Here is a 12,888-nt window from a genome sequence, read left to right as displayed (position 1 = left end):
CTCAGTCCTTGCGCTTGTCGTAGGGGTTGTCCTTTTCCCGCAGCGTGAAGCGCAGCGGCACGCCGATCAGGCCGAACCCGTCCCGCAGGCCGTTGGCGAGATAGCGCAGATAGCTCTCCGGGATCGCCTCGGGGCGGGAGCAGAAGATCACGAAGCTGGGCGGCCGCGCCTTGGTCTGGGTCATGTAGCGGATCTTCACCCGCCGCCCGGACACGGCCGGCGGCGGATGGCTGTCGGTCGCTTCTTCCAGGAAGCGGTTGAGCGGATTGGTGGCGATACGGGTGTTCCAAACCTTATGGGTCGCCACCACCGCATCCATCAGCTTGTCGAGGCCACGCCCGATAAGGCCCGAGAGATGCACGATGGGCACGCCGCGCACCTGCGGAAGCCAATGGTCGGCCTCCTCGCGCAGCTTATTGAACACGTTCGGGTCGGTGACGAGGTCCGACTTGTTGTAGCCGAGCACGATGGCACGACCCTCGCGCACCACGAGGTCGGCGAGGCGCAGGTCCTGCTCCTCGAACGGACGCTCGGCATCCATCAGCAGGATGACCACTTCGGCGAACTTCATCGCGCGCAGCGCATCACCGGCGGAAAGCTTCTCCAGCTTGTCCTCGATGCGGGCGCGACGGCGCAGTCCGGCGGTGTCGTAGACTTCAAACTTGCGGCCGCGCCAGTCCAGATCCACCGAGATGGAATCGCGGGTGATGCCTGCCTCCGGGCCGGTGAGAAGCCGGTTTTCGCCGAGCAATTGGTTAATCAGCGTGGACTTGCCGGCATTGGGACGACCAAGCACCGCCACCTTGATCGGGCGCGCATCGCGCTCTTCGTCGGTTTCCTCGCTGTCGTCGTCGTCGAACGACTTGCGCTTGGTCTGCTCTGGCAGAGCCTCGCACAGGGCGTCGTAGAGATACCCCAGACCCTCGCCGTGCTCGGCGGAAACCGGAATGGGGGTGCCGAGTCCAAGCGCATAAGCCTCCATCGTGCCCGCTTCGCCGCCTTTCCCCTCGCTCTTGTTGGCGACGAGGATGGTCGGCTTTCCGGCGCGCCGCACCAGGCTGGCGAAGGCGCGATCGGTGGGGGTGAGGCCGACGCGGGCGTCGATCATGAACAGGATGGCGTCGGCATCGCCAATCGCCGCTTCCGTCTGCCCGCGCATGCGGCCTTCGAGGCTGGAGGGGTCTGCCTCTTCCAGTCCCGCCGTATCGACGATGTTGAACGAGAGATCGCCGAGATGCGCGTCGCCCTCCCGCCGATCGCGGGTCACGCCGGGTCGGTCGTCGACCAAAGCGAGCTTCTTGCCCACCAGTCTGTTGAAAAGCGTCGATTTGCCCACATTGGGGCGCCCGACGATGGCGAGCGTAAAGGACATGGCGGCTCCGCCCGGCGGGCGTTAAGGGACGTCAGTTGCCGGGCGTCGTTGCGGCGCCGGGCGGCGGAGTACCGGCATTCGCGCCGGGGGCGGCGGCAAGCGGCACGTTGGAATTGCTCGGCTGGGTCACGGGCCCAGAATAATTCACCCCCGGCACGCCCTGCGGGAACACCTGTTGGCGCTGGCCGGGCAGCGGGGTCTCTTTCTCGCTGAACGGATTGATCTTGTCGAAGGTCTCGCAGCCGGCGAGGCCGGTGGCGAGCGCCAGGACGAAGGCAAGACGCAGGGGCCGGAACATGGCGTGCCTCATTGGGTGGCTGCGCCCCCGGCGGGGGCGGAAGACGGCGGAGTTGTCGGGGCTGTCATGGTCTTCACGAGCTGAGCCTGGTTGCGCAGGCCGGCGGGAGCCTCCGGGTCATCCAGAATCAATTGCGCGGTCTTGCTGGCGGCGGCGGGATCACCCGCCTTCAACTGCGCCAGCGCAAGCACCTGCCGCGCCGAATTCCGCAGTGCGCCCGTGCCTTCAGCCAGTGCTTGCACGCGAGCGGCGATATCCGCCAGCGGCGCGCTGTCGACCAGCAGGAACGCAGCGCGGATACGGGCGATGTCACGGCCCAGCGTGCCGATGGACGTGTCGGCGGCCAGAGCGTCGAACGCAGCAGCCCCGGTCGAGACATTGGTGGTTGAGAGCGCACCTGCGGCGCGGAAGCGCGCCAGCACCCGGTAACCCGAGGTCCCGTCCTTTGCGAGGGCTGCGAACGCGGTCTCCGCCTCGTTCACATTTCCTTCGGCGAGGAACTGGTTCGCCACCTCGAAGCGCGCGCCCGAAGCCTCGGTCTGCTTGAGGCTCCAGTAGCGATAGCCGCTCCAGGCGGCAGCCGCCGCGATGATCGCCACGACGAGGAGAATGAAATAAATGCCGAAGCGGTCCCACAGACGGCGAAACCTGTCGCGCCGGAGGTCTTCTTCGATCTCATTGAAAATATCGGTCATGCCAGGTCCGAGAGAGCCGTCCGCCGGGCGACGCGGCCGCGCTCCCGGTGAGGGCGCGTAAACTAGCCATGCGGCTTCATCGTGGCAAATCGTGTCTTCAGGCGGTCGAGCGAGAGCAGCGCAAGACCCACCCCCAGCCCCCAGAACGGGGCACCCATGCCGAACACCGCCATGCCGGACGCCGTGGTCGCGAAGGTCGCAACCGCCGCCAGCCGGTCCTTCTCACCCTGCACCGCCGAGGCCAATGCGCCGGCCAACGGCGACAGCAGGGCCAGCCCCGCGACCGTGACGATGAAAGCGGGCGGAAGCACCGCGAACACCGCGACCAGCGAGGCGCCAAGCACCGCCAGCAGCACGTACCACAGGCCGTAGAACGGGCCGGCGAGGTAGCGTTTCGACGCATCTGGGTGTGCATCAGCGCCGGCACAGATTGCGGCGGTGATGGCCGCAAGGTTTATGCCGGTCGCGCCAAACGGGGCGAGAAGCACCGTCACGGCCCCGGTCACGCCCAGCGCGGGCGCCGTCGGTGGCGCGTATCCGGCCGCCCGCAGCACAGCGAGGCCCGGCAGATTCTGCGCCGCCATGGTGACGAGGAACAGCGGAACGCCGAGCCCGAGCATCACCGAGAGGTCGAACTTCGGCGTGATGAACACGACGTGCGGGGGCAGGAACTCCAACGGACCCGGGCTGGTAAAGCCAAGCGCGAACACCCCGCATGCCCCCGCCACCAGAACACACAGGACAGCGGCGGTGGGAGACCACAGGCGCACCAGGAAAAACAGGGCGAGCATGGGCAGCACGATGAGCGGCGACACCACGGCATTGTCCGCCAGCGCCATCACGAACCGCACCAGCACGCCAGCCAGCATCGCCGAGGCGACGCTCATGGGAATGCCTGACACCAGCGCGGCCAGCGGGCGGATGGCGGCGCAGGCGAGAACCAGCACCCCGGCCGTAATGAAGCCGCCGATCGCGCTCGCCATGCCGATCCCCCCACCGAAGGTGGCGATGACCGCTAGGCCGGGGGTGGACCACGCGGTCACGATGGGCATGCGATAGCGCAGCGAGAGAAACGCACTGGATGCCGCGACACCGACACACAGCACGGCAACGGTCGAGGACGCCTCAGCCGGCGTCGCGCCCACGGCGCTGGCGGCGGAAAGGACCAGCGCCAGCGTTCCGCCGAAGCCGACCAATGCCGCCACCAGGGACGCGACGATGACCGAGAAGCGCATGGGGTCTACCGGGTCTGAGCCTGAAGCACCGGCCCCAGCGACTGGATCGCCTGGCGGCGCGCCACGGGGCCGAGGTATTCCGGCGCGGCGAAATCCTGGGAAATGAAGCGCGCGAACACGAAGGTCCGGCCCTCGCGCTCGGCCCATCCCACGAACCAGCCGAACGGCCGGCTCCGGTCGAGCGTCCCGTCGTTCAGCCGCATGAACCCGGCCCCGGTCTTCCCGTAGAGCGTATAGCCCGCAGCTTCCTCGGGAAGATTGAGCAATTGGATGGTGCGGTCCACCGCTTCCCTGGACACCGGCAATTCGCCTTTGAGCATCTTGCGCAGGAAATCCACCTGTTCGCGCGGCGAGATGGCCAGCGAAGAGGAAAGCCAAGCGCTGGTGAGCCCATCATCCTTCCCTGCGAGGCCGGAGACGTTCTCGTTGCCGTAGGTGAGCGCCTTGGCATAGGCCGCGAAACGCTCCATCCCGAGCTTGCGGGTGAGCACCTGCGAATACCAGACCACGGAATTCTTCATCCAGCTCTGAGGGGTCTGGGGTCCAGCCCAGGCCTCGCGCAGGATGGCGGGCGCCTCCGCCAGACCGGGCTCGGTCTCGAACACCGGCTGGGTCGCATTCTTCAGGATGCCGCTGTCATAGCCCATGAGCGCCAGAGCGATCTTGAAGGTGGATGCGGGCGAGTGGCGTGACGCACAGAGTCCCTGCTTCGCCGCCACCCGCGCGGTTTTCAGCTCCGTGACAAGGAAGCAATCCTCGGCCGCGTGAGCGGAGGGAGAGACAAGCACGCAGAAGACGAGCATGGCGATGAGCGCCCGCAGACGCCCGGGGCCGACGCCCCCCTCCGCCTCCCTCCCCCGAAAGCGGGAGAGGGAGAGGGAGAGGGAGCAGACGGCACGGATGATCGAGATCACGAAGCTTTGGGCGCTTTGGGCGCGTAAGTGTGCTCGGGGCCTGGGAAGGTGCGGGCGCGCACCTCTTCGGCGTAGCGCGCCACGGCCTCCTCGATCGCCGGGCCAAGCTCGGCATACCGTTTCACGAACTTCGGCACGCGCGGCGCGAGACCCAGCATGTCTTCCAGCACCAAGACCTGGCCGTCGCAGGCCGGGCTGCCGCCGATGCCGATGGTGGGCGGGGCCACTTCCTCAGTGATGCGCCGCGCCAGCGGCTCGGCCACCGCCTCGATCACGATGGAGAAGGCACCCGCCTTGGCGATGGCGTGGGCGTCTTCCAGAATCTCGGCCGCTTCCGAATCGTCCCGCCCGCGTGCCTTGAACGAGCCGAGGGTGTTGATGGCCTGAGGGGTCAGGCCCACATGGCCCATCACCGGAATGCCGCGATCCACCAGGAAGCGCACCGTCTCCGCCATGCGGACGCCGCCTTCCAGCTTCACGGCGCCGGCGCCGGTCTCCTTGAGAACGCGCGTGGCGGTGTGGAACGCTTCGACGGGGCTCGCCTCATAGCTGCCGAACGGCAGGTCCACCACGATCAGCGCCCGCTTGGTGCCGCGCACCACAGCGCGACCGTGGACGATCATCATTTCCACGGTGACCGGCACCGTGGTCTCCAGCCCGTGCATCACCATGCCGAGGCTGTCGCCCACCAGGATCACGTCCATATGGCGGTCGAGAAGCTGGGCGGTGTGGGCGTGATAGGAGGTCAGGCTGACGATGGGCGCGCCGCCCTTGCGGGCGCGGATTTCCGGCGCCGTGATCCGGCGAGTGTCGGCTTGGATCGACATGAGGCTTCCTCGGCTGTTGTCTTTGCCGGCTCTTGCGGCCGTTCTTCAGGGTGAAGAGGCGCGGGTCACATGACCCGGACACCCACCACATAGGGATGGAATAGGAAGGCGAGGACCGCATAAAGCACGAGCCCGCCCACAACCGCCAGCACATCGCCGCCATAACCCTTGGGCGCAGCCGGCGGCACGACGCCACGGCGCTTCAGGGAGATGCGGTCATAAACCGCCCATGCCAGCACTGCGATGAAGAGGGTGATGGACGCGACGTCGCCATTGGCGAGCAGATGCGCGAGCGCCCAAATCTTCACCCCCACCAGCATCGGATGCTTCAGCTTGGTGCGGATATGGCTCGGTACGAAGGAGGCCACTATGGCGATGGAGGCGAACACCATCAGTAGCAGAGCGATGTGCCGCATCGCGACCGGCGGGTACCACAATTCAGTTGGCCCGGCGGCGCGCCACAGGGCGAAACCATAGGCGGTCAGCAGCAATCCACTGGTGGCAAGCAGGGAAAAGAAGCCCTTGTACCCGGACTCGCCGAGTTGCCCGACCAGCGATGCCCGAAGCGCCCTCCGGCTCGTCAACACATGGACGCCAAGGAAGATCAACAGGCCCAACAGCATCATGACCATGATTCGTCCTGCCTCTTCCATTCTGCGGCACCGCTTGCGGCGGCGGCGGGACTTTAGAGCATGTCCAGCAAAAGTCGATAAGCTTCTGCCGCAGAGCATTAGATATAAGACATTGATATTATTATCATTATTTCAAATAGCTGGAGAATATCCGCACGCTGGCCGCTTGACGCATCGAGCCTCTGCGCCCGGCGCATGGCGGAAAGCGTCGTGAGGTCTTCTAATCGTCGTCTGCCCATGGTATGCGCCACCGCCAACTCGAAACGCGTGCGGCGACAGGCGCCCTTGCGGATTCGACAGGGCCGACGGCGGGGATGCTCCCGGACCGCGGCGAGGAGTTGGCGATGCCCATCCACAACGTCTCCGGGTCGATCCATCCCATTTCCGGCTCCCCGTTCCGGGAAGCGCTGACCTTCGATGACGTGCTGCTTCTGCCGGGCCCATCGGAAGTCATGCCGGGTGGCGTTAGCCTCGTGACCCGTCTGACCAACACCATCACGCTCAACCTGCCGATCCTCTCGGCCGCCATGGACACGGTGACAGAAGCACGGCTCGCCATTGCCATGGCACAGGCCGGCGGCATCGGCGTCATTCACCGCAACCTCACGCCCGAGGCGCAGGCTGAGAATGTCCGGCAGGTAAAGAAGTTCGAATCCGGCATGGTGGTGAACCCCGTCACCATCTATCCCGACGAGACTTTGGCTGACGCGCTGGCGCTGATGAAGCGATACGGCATCTCCGGTATTCCGGTGGTCGAGCGCGGCGGCAATGGGCGCGGCGGCAAGCTGGTGGGAATTCTCACCAACCGCGACGTGCGCTTCGCGACCGAGCCCTCGACCCCGGTACGCGAGCTAATGACCAAAGAGCGGCTCATCACCGTGAACGAGAACGTCCAGCAAGACGAGGCCAAGCGCCTGCTCCATCATCACCGCATCGAGAAGCTGCTGGTGGTGGACGAGAACTATCGCTGCGTCGGCCTCATCACCGTGAAGGATATGGAAAAGGCCGTTACCCATCCCGACGCCGCCAAGGACGAGCAGGGACGGCTGCGCGTCGCCGCCGCAACCACGGTCGGCGAGGACGGCTTCGAGCGCACCGAGCGCTTGATCGACGCCGGTGTCGACCTGGTGGTGGTGGACACCGCCCACGGCCATTCCCGTAAGGTTCTGGATCAGGTGGAGCGCATCAAGCGCATGTCCAACAAGACCCAGATTCTGGCCGGAAACATCGCCACCGGCGATGGCGCCAAGGCGCTGATCGATGCCGGGGCGGACGCCATCAAGGTCGGCATCGGCCCCGGGTCCATCTGCACCACCCGCATCGTGGCCGGCGTCGGCGTGCCTCAGCTCACCGCCGTCATGGACGCGGTGGAGGCGGCGCAGGCCACCAACACCCCGATCATCGCCGACGGCGGCATCAAATTCTCCGGCGACCTCGCCAAGGCGCTGGCGGCCGGGGCCTCCTGCGCCATGATCGGCTCGCTGCTGGCCGGCACGGACGAGAGCCCCGGCGAGGTATTCCTCTACCAGGGCCGGTCCTACAAGGCCTATCGCGGAATGGGCTCGGTCGGCGCCATGGCGCGCGGCTCTGCGGATCGCTACTTCCAGGCCGAGGTGCGCGATACCCTGAAGTTGGTGCCGGAAGGCATCGAGGGGCAGGTCGCCTACAAGGGCCCGGTCTCGGCGGTGCTGCACCAGCTGGCCGGCGGACTGCGCGCCGCCATGGGCTATGTCGGCGGAAAGGATCTCACGGAATTCCGTGAGCGGGCGCGCTTCGTGCGGATCTCCTCGGCCGGCCTTCGGGAAAGCCATGTCCATGACGTGACCATCACCCGCGAAAGCCCGAACTACCCGACCAGCGTTTGACGTCGCGTCAAAGCGGGTAAATTCTGCTCCCTGCGGAACCGGGCTCGGTGAGCCCGCGTTCTGCGTATTGCCCAAGCTCTAGGTCAGGTTTGGGTCAGCGGGCGCGAGGGGCAGTCTGTGGCGGGCAAGGGCGAGAACGTTCCTCAAGAGACATATCTTCGGGCCGCTAACACCGCCCTGCAAGAGCCGTTGAGCGAAGGCAGCCGCGATCTGACAAACGCTGAGGCACGGGCGCTTCAGAGCGAGCGCGACCTCGAAGGCGCCAACGTCCGCCTTCTGGCGGAGACCGATGGACGAAACAGGGCGGAAGCTGCGGGCCGGGAGAGCGCCCAGCTTTTGCGCATGCTGATCCAGGGCGTCACCGACTACGCCATCTTCATGCTGGACAAGGACGGATGCGTGTCCACCTGGAACCCCGGTGCGGAGCGCATAAAGGGTTACAGCGCCGAGGAAATCATCGGGTCGCCCTACGCCCGGTTCTATACGCCGGAGGATGTTGAGGCAGGCGAGCCGGCGCTGGCGCTGGCGAGGGCTGCCCGCGAAGGGAAGTATGAGACGGAGGGCTGGCGGCTGCGCAAGGATGGCGAGCGGTTCTGGGCCTCCATCGTTCTTGATGCAGTCTATGACGACGACGGCGAACTCGCCGGCTATGCCAAGGTGACGCGGGACATCACTGAGCGGCGGCGGTCACAGATCGAGCTGCAGGAGACCCGCGAAGCCCTGTTTCAGGCGCAGAAAATGGAGGCGGTGGGCCAGCTCACTGCCGGAATTGCGCATGATTTCAATAACATGCTGGCGGGCATCATCGGATCCCTCGACCTCTTGCGCAACCGCGTCAAGGCGGGCCGTTTCGAGGATGTGAACCGTTATATCGACACCGCCATCGCCTCCTCCGAACGGGCGGCCGCGCTGACCGCGCGCCTGCTTGCTTTTGGGCGGCGACAACCGCTGGATCTGAAGCCGGTGGACCTCAATGCGGTCGTGCTCTCGATGCAGGATCTGCTGGAGCGCACCATGGGGGAACGTGTCGACATCGCACTCGACCTCCAGGCAGATCTCCCGTTCGTCGATACCGACACACACCAATTAGAGAACGCTATTCTCAACCTCGGAATCAACGCGCGTGACGCGATGGCGGAGGGGGGCACTCTCACCCTTGCCACCCGCATGACGGAGAAGGTGCCAGGTGCCTGGACCGGCGCGGCGAACGGGCCGTTCGTGACCCTGGAGGTGCGCGACACCGGACACGGGATGACGCCGGAAATTCTCACCAAGGCCTTCGACCCGTTCTTCACCACCAAGCCGCTGGGACAGGGGACCGGACTCGGCCTCTCCATGATCTACGGCTTCGTCAAACAGACCCGTGGCCATCTGCTGATCACGTCGGAGGTAGGCCAGGGAACCCGGGTCTCCATGCACCTGCCCCCGTCGCAGGGCTCACCGGCGCGCCAGACGTCCAAACCTGAGGCGAAGGGTCAGATGCTGGGGAGCGAGGGGGAAACGGTTCTGGTGGTCGAGGACGACGACAACATCCGAATGCTCGTGGTCGATGTCGTACGCGAGCTGGGCTACCAGGTGATCGATGCGGAGGATGCCATTTCGGCCCTCCCGCTGCTCAAGAGCGAGGCGCGCATCGACCTGCTGGTCAGCGACATCGGCCTGCCCAATGGGATGGACGGCCGCGAGCTTGCCGATTCCGCCCGCAAGCTGCGGCCGCAATTGCCGGTCCTGTTCATCACCGGCTACGCCGCCGAGGCGGCGCGCCAGGGATTTCTCGGACCAGGCATGGAGATGATGCTGAAACCGTTCTCCGTGAATGCGCTGGGACAAAAGATCCGTAGGCTGATGCCAATTTGATGCATTCCGTTACGTCATATCTTTCGGCCTATTTATTCTTCCCAATCATGGATTAGGATCGAACCTGCCCTTACGCCTCGGATGAAACCGGCGTCTTATGGGGCTGATAAAAAGACGGCTGAATCGCCGGCACGATAGGGAAGGATTGTCCATGTTGACGCAAATGCGGGCACGCGTCCGTCCGCTTCTCCTGTCCGCGATCGCCGGATGCGCGATTGCCGGAACCGGGATCGCCCTCACCGCCGCCGCTCAGGCGCAGGACCTCAAGATCATGGCCCCGGCAGCGCCCGGCGGTGGCTGGGACCAGACCGCCCGCGCGATGCAGCAGGCCCTGGTGCAATCCGGCGCGGCCCACAGCGTGCAGGTGTTCAACGTTCCTGGCGCCGGCGGCACCATCGGCATCGCCCAGTTCGTCAATTCCGCAAAGGGCGACCCCAACCAGCTCATGGCGAGCGGCTATGTGATGGTCGGCGCCATCCTCACCAACAACGCCCCCGTCACCATCGACAAGGTGACGCCGATCGCGCGCTTGACCCAGGAGCCGGACGCCATCGCCGTGCCGGCCAACTCGCCGCTGAAGACGGTGAAGGATCTGGCGGAACTGGTGAAAAAAGACCCGGCCCGAGTGACCTGGGCCGGCGGTTCGGCCGGTGGGCCGGACCATATCGCCGCCGCCCTGTTCACCCAGAAGGCCGGCGCCGACCCCACCAAACTCAACTATATTCCGTTCTCCGGCGGCGGCGAGGCACTCGCGGCGGTGCTCGGCGGCAAAGTCACGGCGGAAATGTCTGGGCTGGGCGAACTGGAAAGCCAGGTGAAGGCCGGCAAGCTGCGCCTGCTCGCCGTGACCGGTCCCGAGCGCGTGCCCGGCCTCGACGTGCCGACCCTTAGGGAATCTGGCATCGACGTGGCGCTCACCAACTGGCGCGCCATCATGGCTCCTCCCGGCCTGACGCCGGAGCAGGTGAAGACCCTTTCGGCGATTGTCGAGAAAATGGCCAAGTCCCCGGCCTGGGCCGAAATCCTGAAGCAGAAGGGCTGGGACGACGCCTATCTCACCGGCGACGCCTTCGCGACCTTCCTGAAGGACGAGAACACCCGCACCACCGAAATCCTCAAGTCGGTCGGCCTCGTCAAGTAACCACCCGCCAAACCATACGCTCGCTAAACCATCCGCTCTTGGGGGGCATGCCGTGCAGACCAAGTCGAGGCCGGACCTTGCCGGCATGCTGATCGCCCTGGGGCTGCTGGCGCTGGCCGGCATCATCTGGTGGGACATGACCGGCCTTGCCAAGCGCACAGTCTATGGCGTCGGGCCGGACGCCGCGCCCAAGGTGGTGGCGATCGGCCTCGCCATTCTGGCGGTGGCCAATTTCCTCCAGGCCCTGCGCGGTGCCTTGCCGCCGCGCGGGAAAGACGACTGGCGCCCTCTGGTGCTGATCGTCGGCGGCATGCTGGCGCTGATGGCGATCCTGTCCTTCGGCGGCGGATACATCCTCGCCACCGCTGTTCTGTTCACCGCCACCGCCGCCGCATTCGGGCGGCGGGCCTTCGTGGTGGATTTCGCCATCGGGCTGGCGGTCGGGATCATCACCTACCTGCTGTTCGCCAAACTTCTCACCCTGTCCCTGCCCATGGGACCGCTCGAATCCCTCATCTGAGGCGCCGCCATGGAAACGTTTGACGCGCTTCTCCAGGGGCTGACGGTCGCGGCCCAGCCCGGCAACCTGCTGTTCGCGCTGATCGGCGTGCTGCTCGGCACGGCGGTGGGCGTGCTGCCGGGCATCGGGCCGGCCCTCACCGTCGCCCTGCTGCTCCCGGTGACATACAAGCTCGACCCCGCCGGCTCGCTCATCATGTTCGCGGGCATCTATTACGGCGGCATGTATGGCGGCTCCACCACCGCCATTCTCATCAACACGCCGGGCGAGAGCGCGTCCATGGCGACCGCGCTCGAAGGCTACAAGATGGCCCGCGCCGGGCGCGGCGCGCAGGCGCTCGCCACCGCCGCCATCGGCTCCTTCGTCGCCGGCACCATCGCCACCATCGGCCTCACCTTCCTGGCGCCCTGGCTGGTGGACCTCGCGGTGCAGATGGGGCCGGAGGATTATTTCGCCCTCATGTGCGTGGCGTTCGTTACCGTGTCGGCCACCTTCGGCGACAGTCCGGTGCGGGGGCTCACCAGCCTGTTCGTCGGCCTCGCCATCGGCCTGATCGGCATCGACAAGCTCACCGGCCAATCGCGCCTTGCCTTCGGCATGCCGGAAATGCTCGACGGCATCGACGTGACCACGCTGGCGGTCGGCCTGTTCGCCATCGGCGAGGCGCTCTATGTGGCCTCCACCCGCGCCCATTCCAGCGACACGGTGGAGAGCGTGCGTGGCTCGCTATGGATGAACAAGCAGGATTGGGCCCGCTCCTGGAAGGCTTGGATACGCGGCGCCTTCATCGGCTTTCCCATCGGCGCCCTGCCGGCGGGCGGTGCCGAGATCCCGACCTTCCTGTCCTATTCCATCGAACGCAAACTCTCGAAGCATCCGGAAGAATTCGGCCACGGCGCCATCGAGGGTGTGGCCGGCCCCGAGGCCGCCAACAATGCCTCGGCGGCGGGAACCCTGGTTCCGCTGCTCACCCTCGGCCTGCCCACCTCGGCCACCGCCGCCATGATGCTCGCTGGCTTCCAGCAATATGGGCTCAACCCCGGCCCGCTGCTGTTCGCGGAGCAGCCGCAACTGGTGTGGGGGCTGATTGCCAGCCTCTACATCGCCAACGTCATGCTGCTGGTTTTGAACCTGCCGCTGGTGGGGGTTTGGGTGCGACTGCTCGCGATTCCCCAACCCTGGCTCTATGCCGGCATCCTGGTGTTCGCCACCATGGGCACCATCGTCGCCAAGGCCTCGGTGGTGGAACTGGGCATCCTCACCGTGTTCGGCCTCATGGGCTATCTCATGCGCCGCTTCGACTATCCCGTCGCGCCGGTTGTGGTGGGGCTGATCCTCGGCCCGATCGCGGAAACCCAGTTGCGCCGCGCGCTCGCCATCAGCCTGGGCGACCCCATGGTTCTCCTCACCAGCCCGGTCTCCGCCACCCTCCTCACCTTCGCCGCCATCGCCCTGGTGGCGCCGTTCGTGATGAAGGGCCTCGGGCGGTTCAAGGCGAGCGAGGATTGAGGGGAGCGCAGAGGGATTACGCT

At 66.1% G+C, this 12,888-nt stretch carries 12 protein-coding genes; 5 read left to right on the top strand and 7 right to left on the bottom strand.

From position 1 onward, the window contains the following. Nucleotide 1 precedes the first annotated feature (1 nt). The 7 genes from der to ADADO0_RS06585 form a co-directional block, all read right to left on the bottom strand. Nucleotides 2–1,372, bottom strand: coding sequence for a ribosome biogenesis GTPase Der (der, locus tag ADADO0_RS06615; protein ID WP_511304320.1), 1,371 nt, complete (start codon nucleotides 1,370–1,372; stop codon nucleotides 2–4). A gap of 31 nt (nucleotides 1,373–1,403) precedes the next feature. Further along, complete coding sequence (locus tag ADADO0_RS06610; RefSeq protein ID WP_511304319.1) at nucleotides 1,404–1,670, bottom strand: hypothetical protein; 267 nt, start codon at nucleotides 1,668–1,670, stop codon at nucleotides 1,404–1,406. Nucleotides 1,671–1,678: 8 nt separating this feature from the next. Then, nucleotides 1,679–2,365 carry a tetratricopeptide repeat protein gene (locus ADADO0_RS06605; RefSeq protein WP_511304318.1) on the bottom strand — a complete coding sequence of 229 codons (687 nt, stop codon included), beginning with the start codon at nucleotides 2,363–2,365 and terminating at the stop codon, nucleotides 1,679–1,681. Nucleotides 2,366–2,427: 62 nt separating this feature from the next. Continuing rightward, nucleotides 2,428–3,600: a benzoate/H(+) symporter BenE family transporter gene (locus ADADO0_RS06600; protein ID WP_511304317.1), complete on the bottom strand. Its 1,173-nt coding sequence runs from the start codon at nucleotides 3,598–3,600 to the stop codon at nucleotides 2,428–2,430. Between the two features lie 5 nt (nucleotides 3,601–3,605). Further along, the gene (blaOXA, locus tag ADADO0_RS06595; RefSeq protein WP_511304316.1) at nucleotides 3,606–4,514 is read right to left on the bottom strand and encodes a class D beta-lactamase; all 909 of its coding nucleotides are present in this window, start codon (nucleotides 4,512–4,514) and stop codon (nucleotides 3,606–3,608) included. Further along, the gene (gene panB, locus ADADO0_RS06590) at nucleotides 4,511–5,341 is read right to left on the bottom strand and encodes a 3-methyl-2-oxobutanoate hydroxymethyltransferase (protein ID WP_511304315.1); all 831 of its coding nucleotides are present in this window, start codon (nucleotides 5,339–5,341) and stop codon (nucleotides 4,511–4,513) included. The genes blaOXA and panB overlap by 4 nt, the downstream gene beginning before the upstream one ends. Before the next feature lie 65 nt (nucleotides 5,342–5,406). Then, nucleotides 5,407–5,973: an NnrU family protein gene (locus ADADO0_RS06585; protein WP_511304314.1), complete on the bottom strand. Its 567-nt coding sequence runs from the start codon at nucleotides 5,971–5,973 to the stop codon at nucleotides 5,407–5,409. A gap of 344 nt (nucleotides 5,974–6,317) precedes the next feature. On the opposite strand from ADADO0_RS06585, the gene guaB reads away from it, so the two are divergent. The 5 genes from guaB to ADADO0_RS06560 all read left to right on the top strand — a co-directional run bounded on the left by guaB (nucleotide 6,318) and on the right by ADADO0_RS06560 (nucleotide 12,865). After that, nucleotides 6,318–7,838: an IMP dehydrogenase gene (gene guaB, locus ADADO0_RS06580; RefSeq protein ID WP_511304313.1), complete on the top strand. Its 1,521-nt coding sequence runs from the start codon at nucleotides 6,318–6,320 to the stop codon at nucleotides 7,836–7,838. A gap of 189 nt (nucleotides 7,839–8,027) precedes the next feature. Continuing rightward, on the top strand, nucleotides 8,028–9,695 hold the full coding sequence (locus ADADO0_RS06575) for a PAS domain-containing hybrid sensor histidine kinase/response regulator family protein (RefSeq protein WP_511304312.1): 1,668 nt from the start codon (nucleotides 8,028–8,030) through the stop codon (nucleotides 9,693–9,695). Nucleotides 9,696–9,846: 151 nt separating this feature from the next. Continuing rightward, nucleotides 9,847–10,836, top strand: a complete 990-nt coding sequence (locus tag ADADO0_RS06570; RefSeq protein ID WP_511304311.1) for a Bug family tripartite tricarboxylate transporter substrate binding protein — start codon at nucleotides 9,847–9,849, stop codon at nucleotides 10,834–10,836. A gap of 52 nt (nucleotides 10,837–10,888) precedes the next feature. Continuing rightward, entirely contained in the window at nucleotides 10,889–11,356 is a 468-nt protein-coding gene (locus tag ADADO0_RS06565) for a tripartite tricarboxylate transporter TctB family protein (RefSeq protein ID WP_511304310.1), read from the top strand. A 9-nt stretch (nucleotides 11,357–11,365) separates the two neighbouring features. Continuing rightward, nucleotides 11,366–12,865: a tripartite tricarboxylate transporter permease gene (locus tag ADADO0_RS06560; RefSeq protein WP_511304309.1), complete on the top strand. Its 1,500-nt coding sequence runs from the start codon at nucleotides 11,366–11,368 to the stop codon at nucleotides 12,863–12,865. Nucleotides 12,866–12,888: the final 23 nt, after the last annotated feature.

The organism is Aquabacter sp., assembly GCF_965279295.1.
In the GTDB taxonomy this organism is placed as follows: Bacteria; Pseudomonadota; Alphaproteobacteria; order Rhizobiales; family Xanthobacteraceae; genus Aquabacter.
The sequence above is the reverse complement of the archived record's forward strand: the minus strand, read 5'-3'. Positions and strand labels throughout refer to the sequence as shown.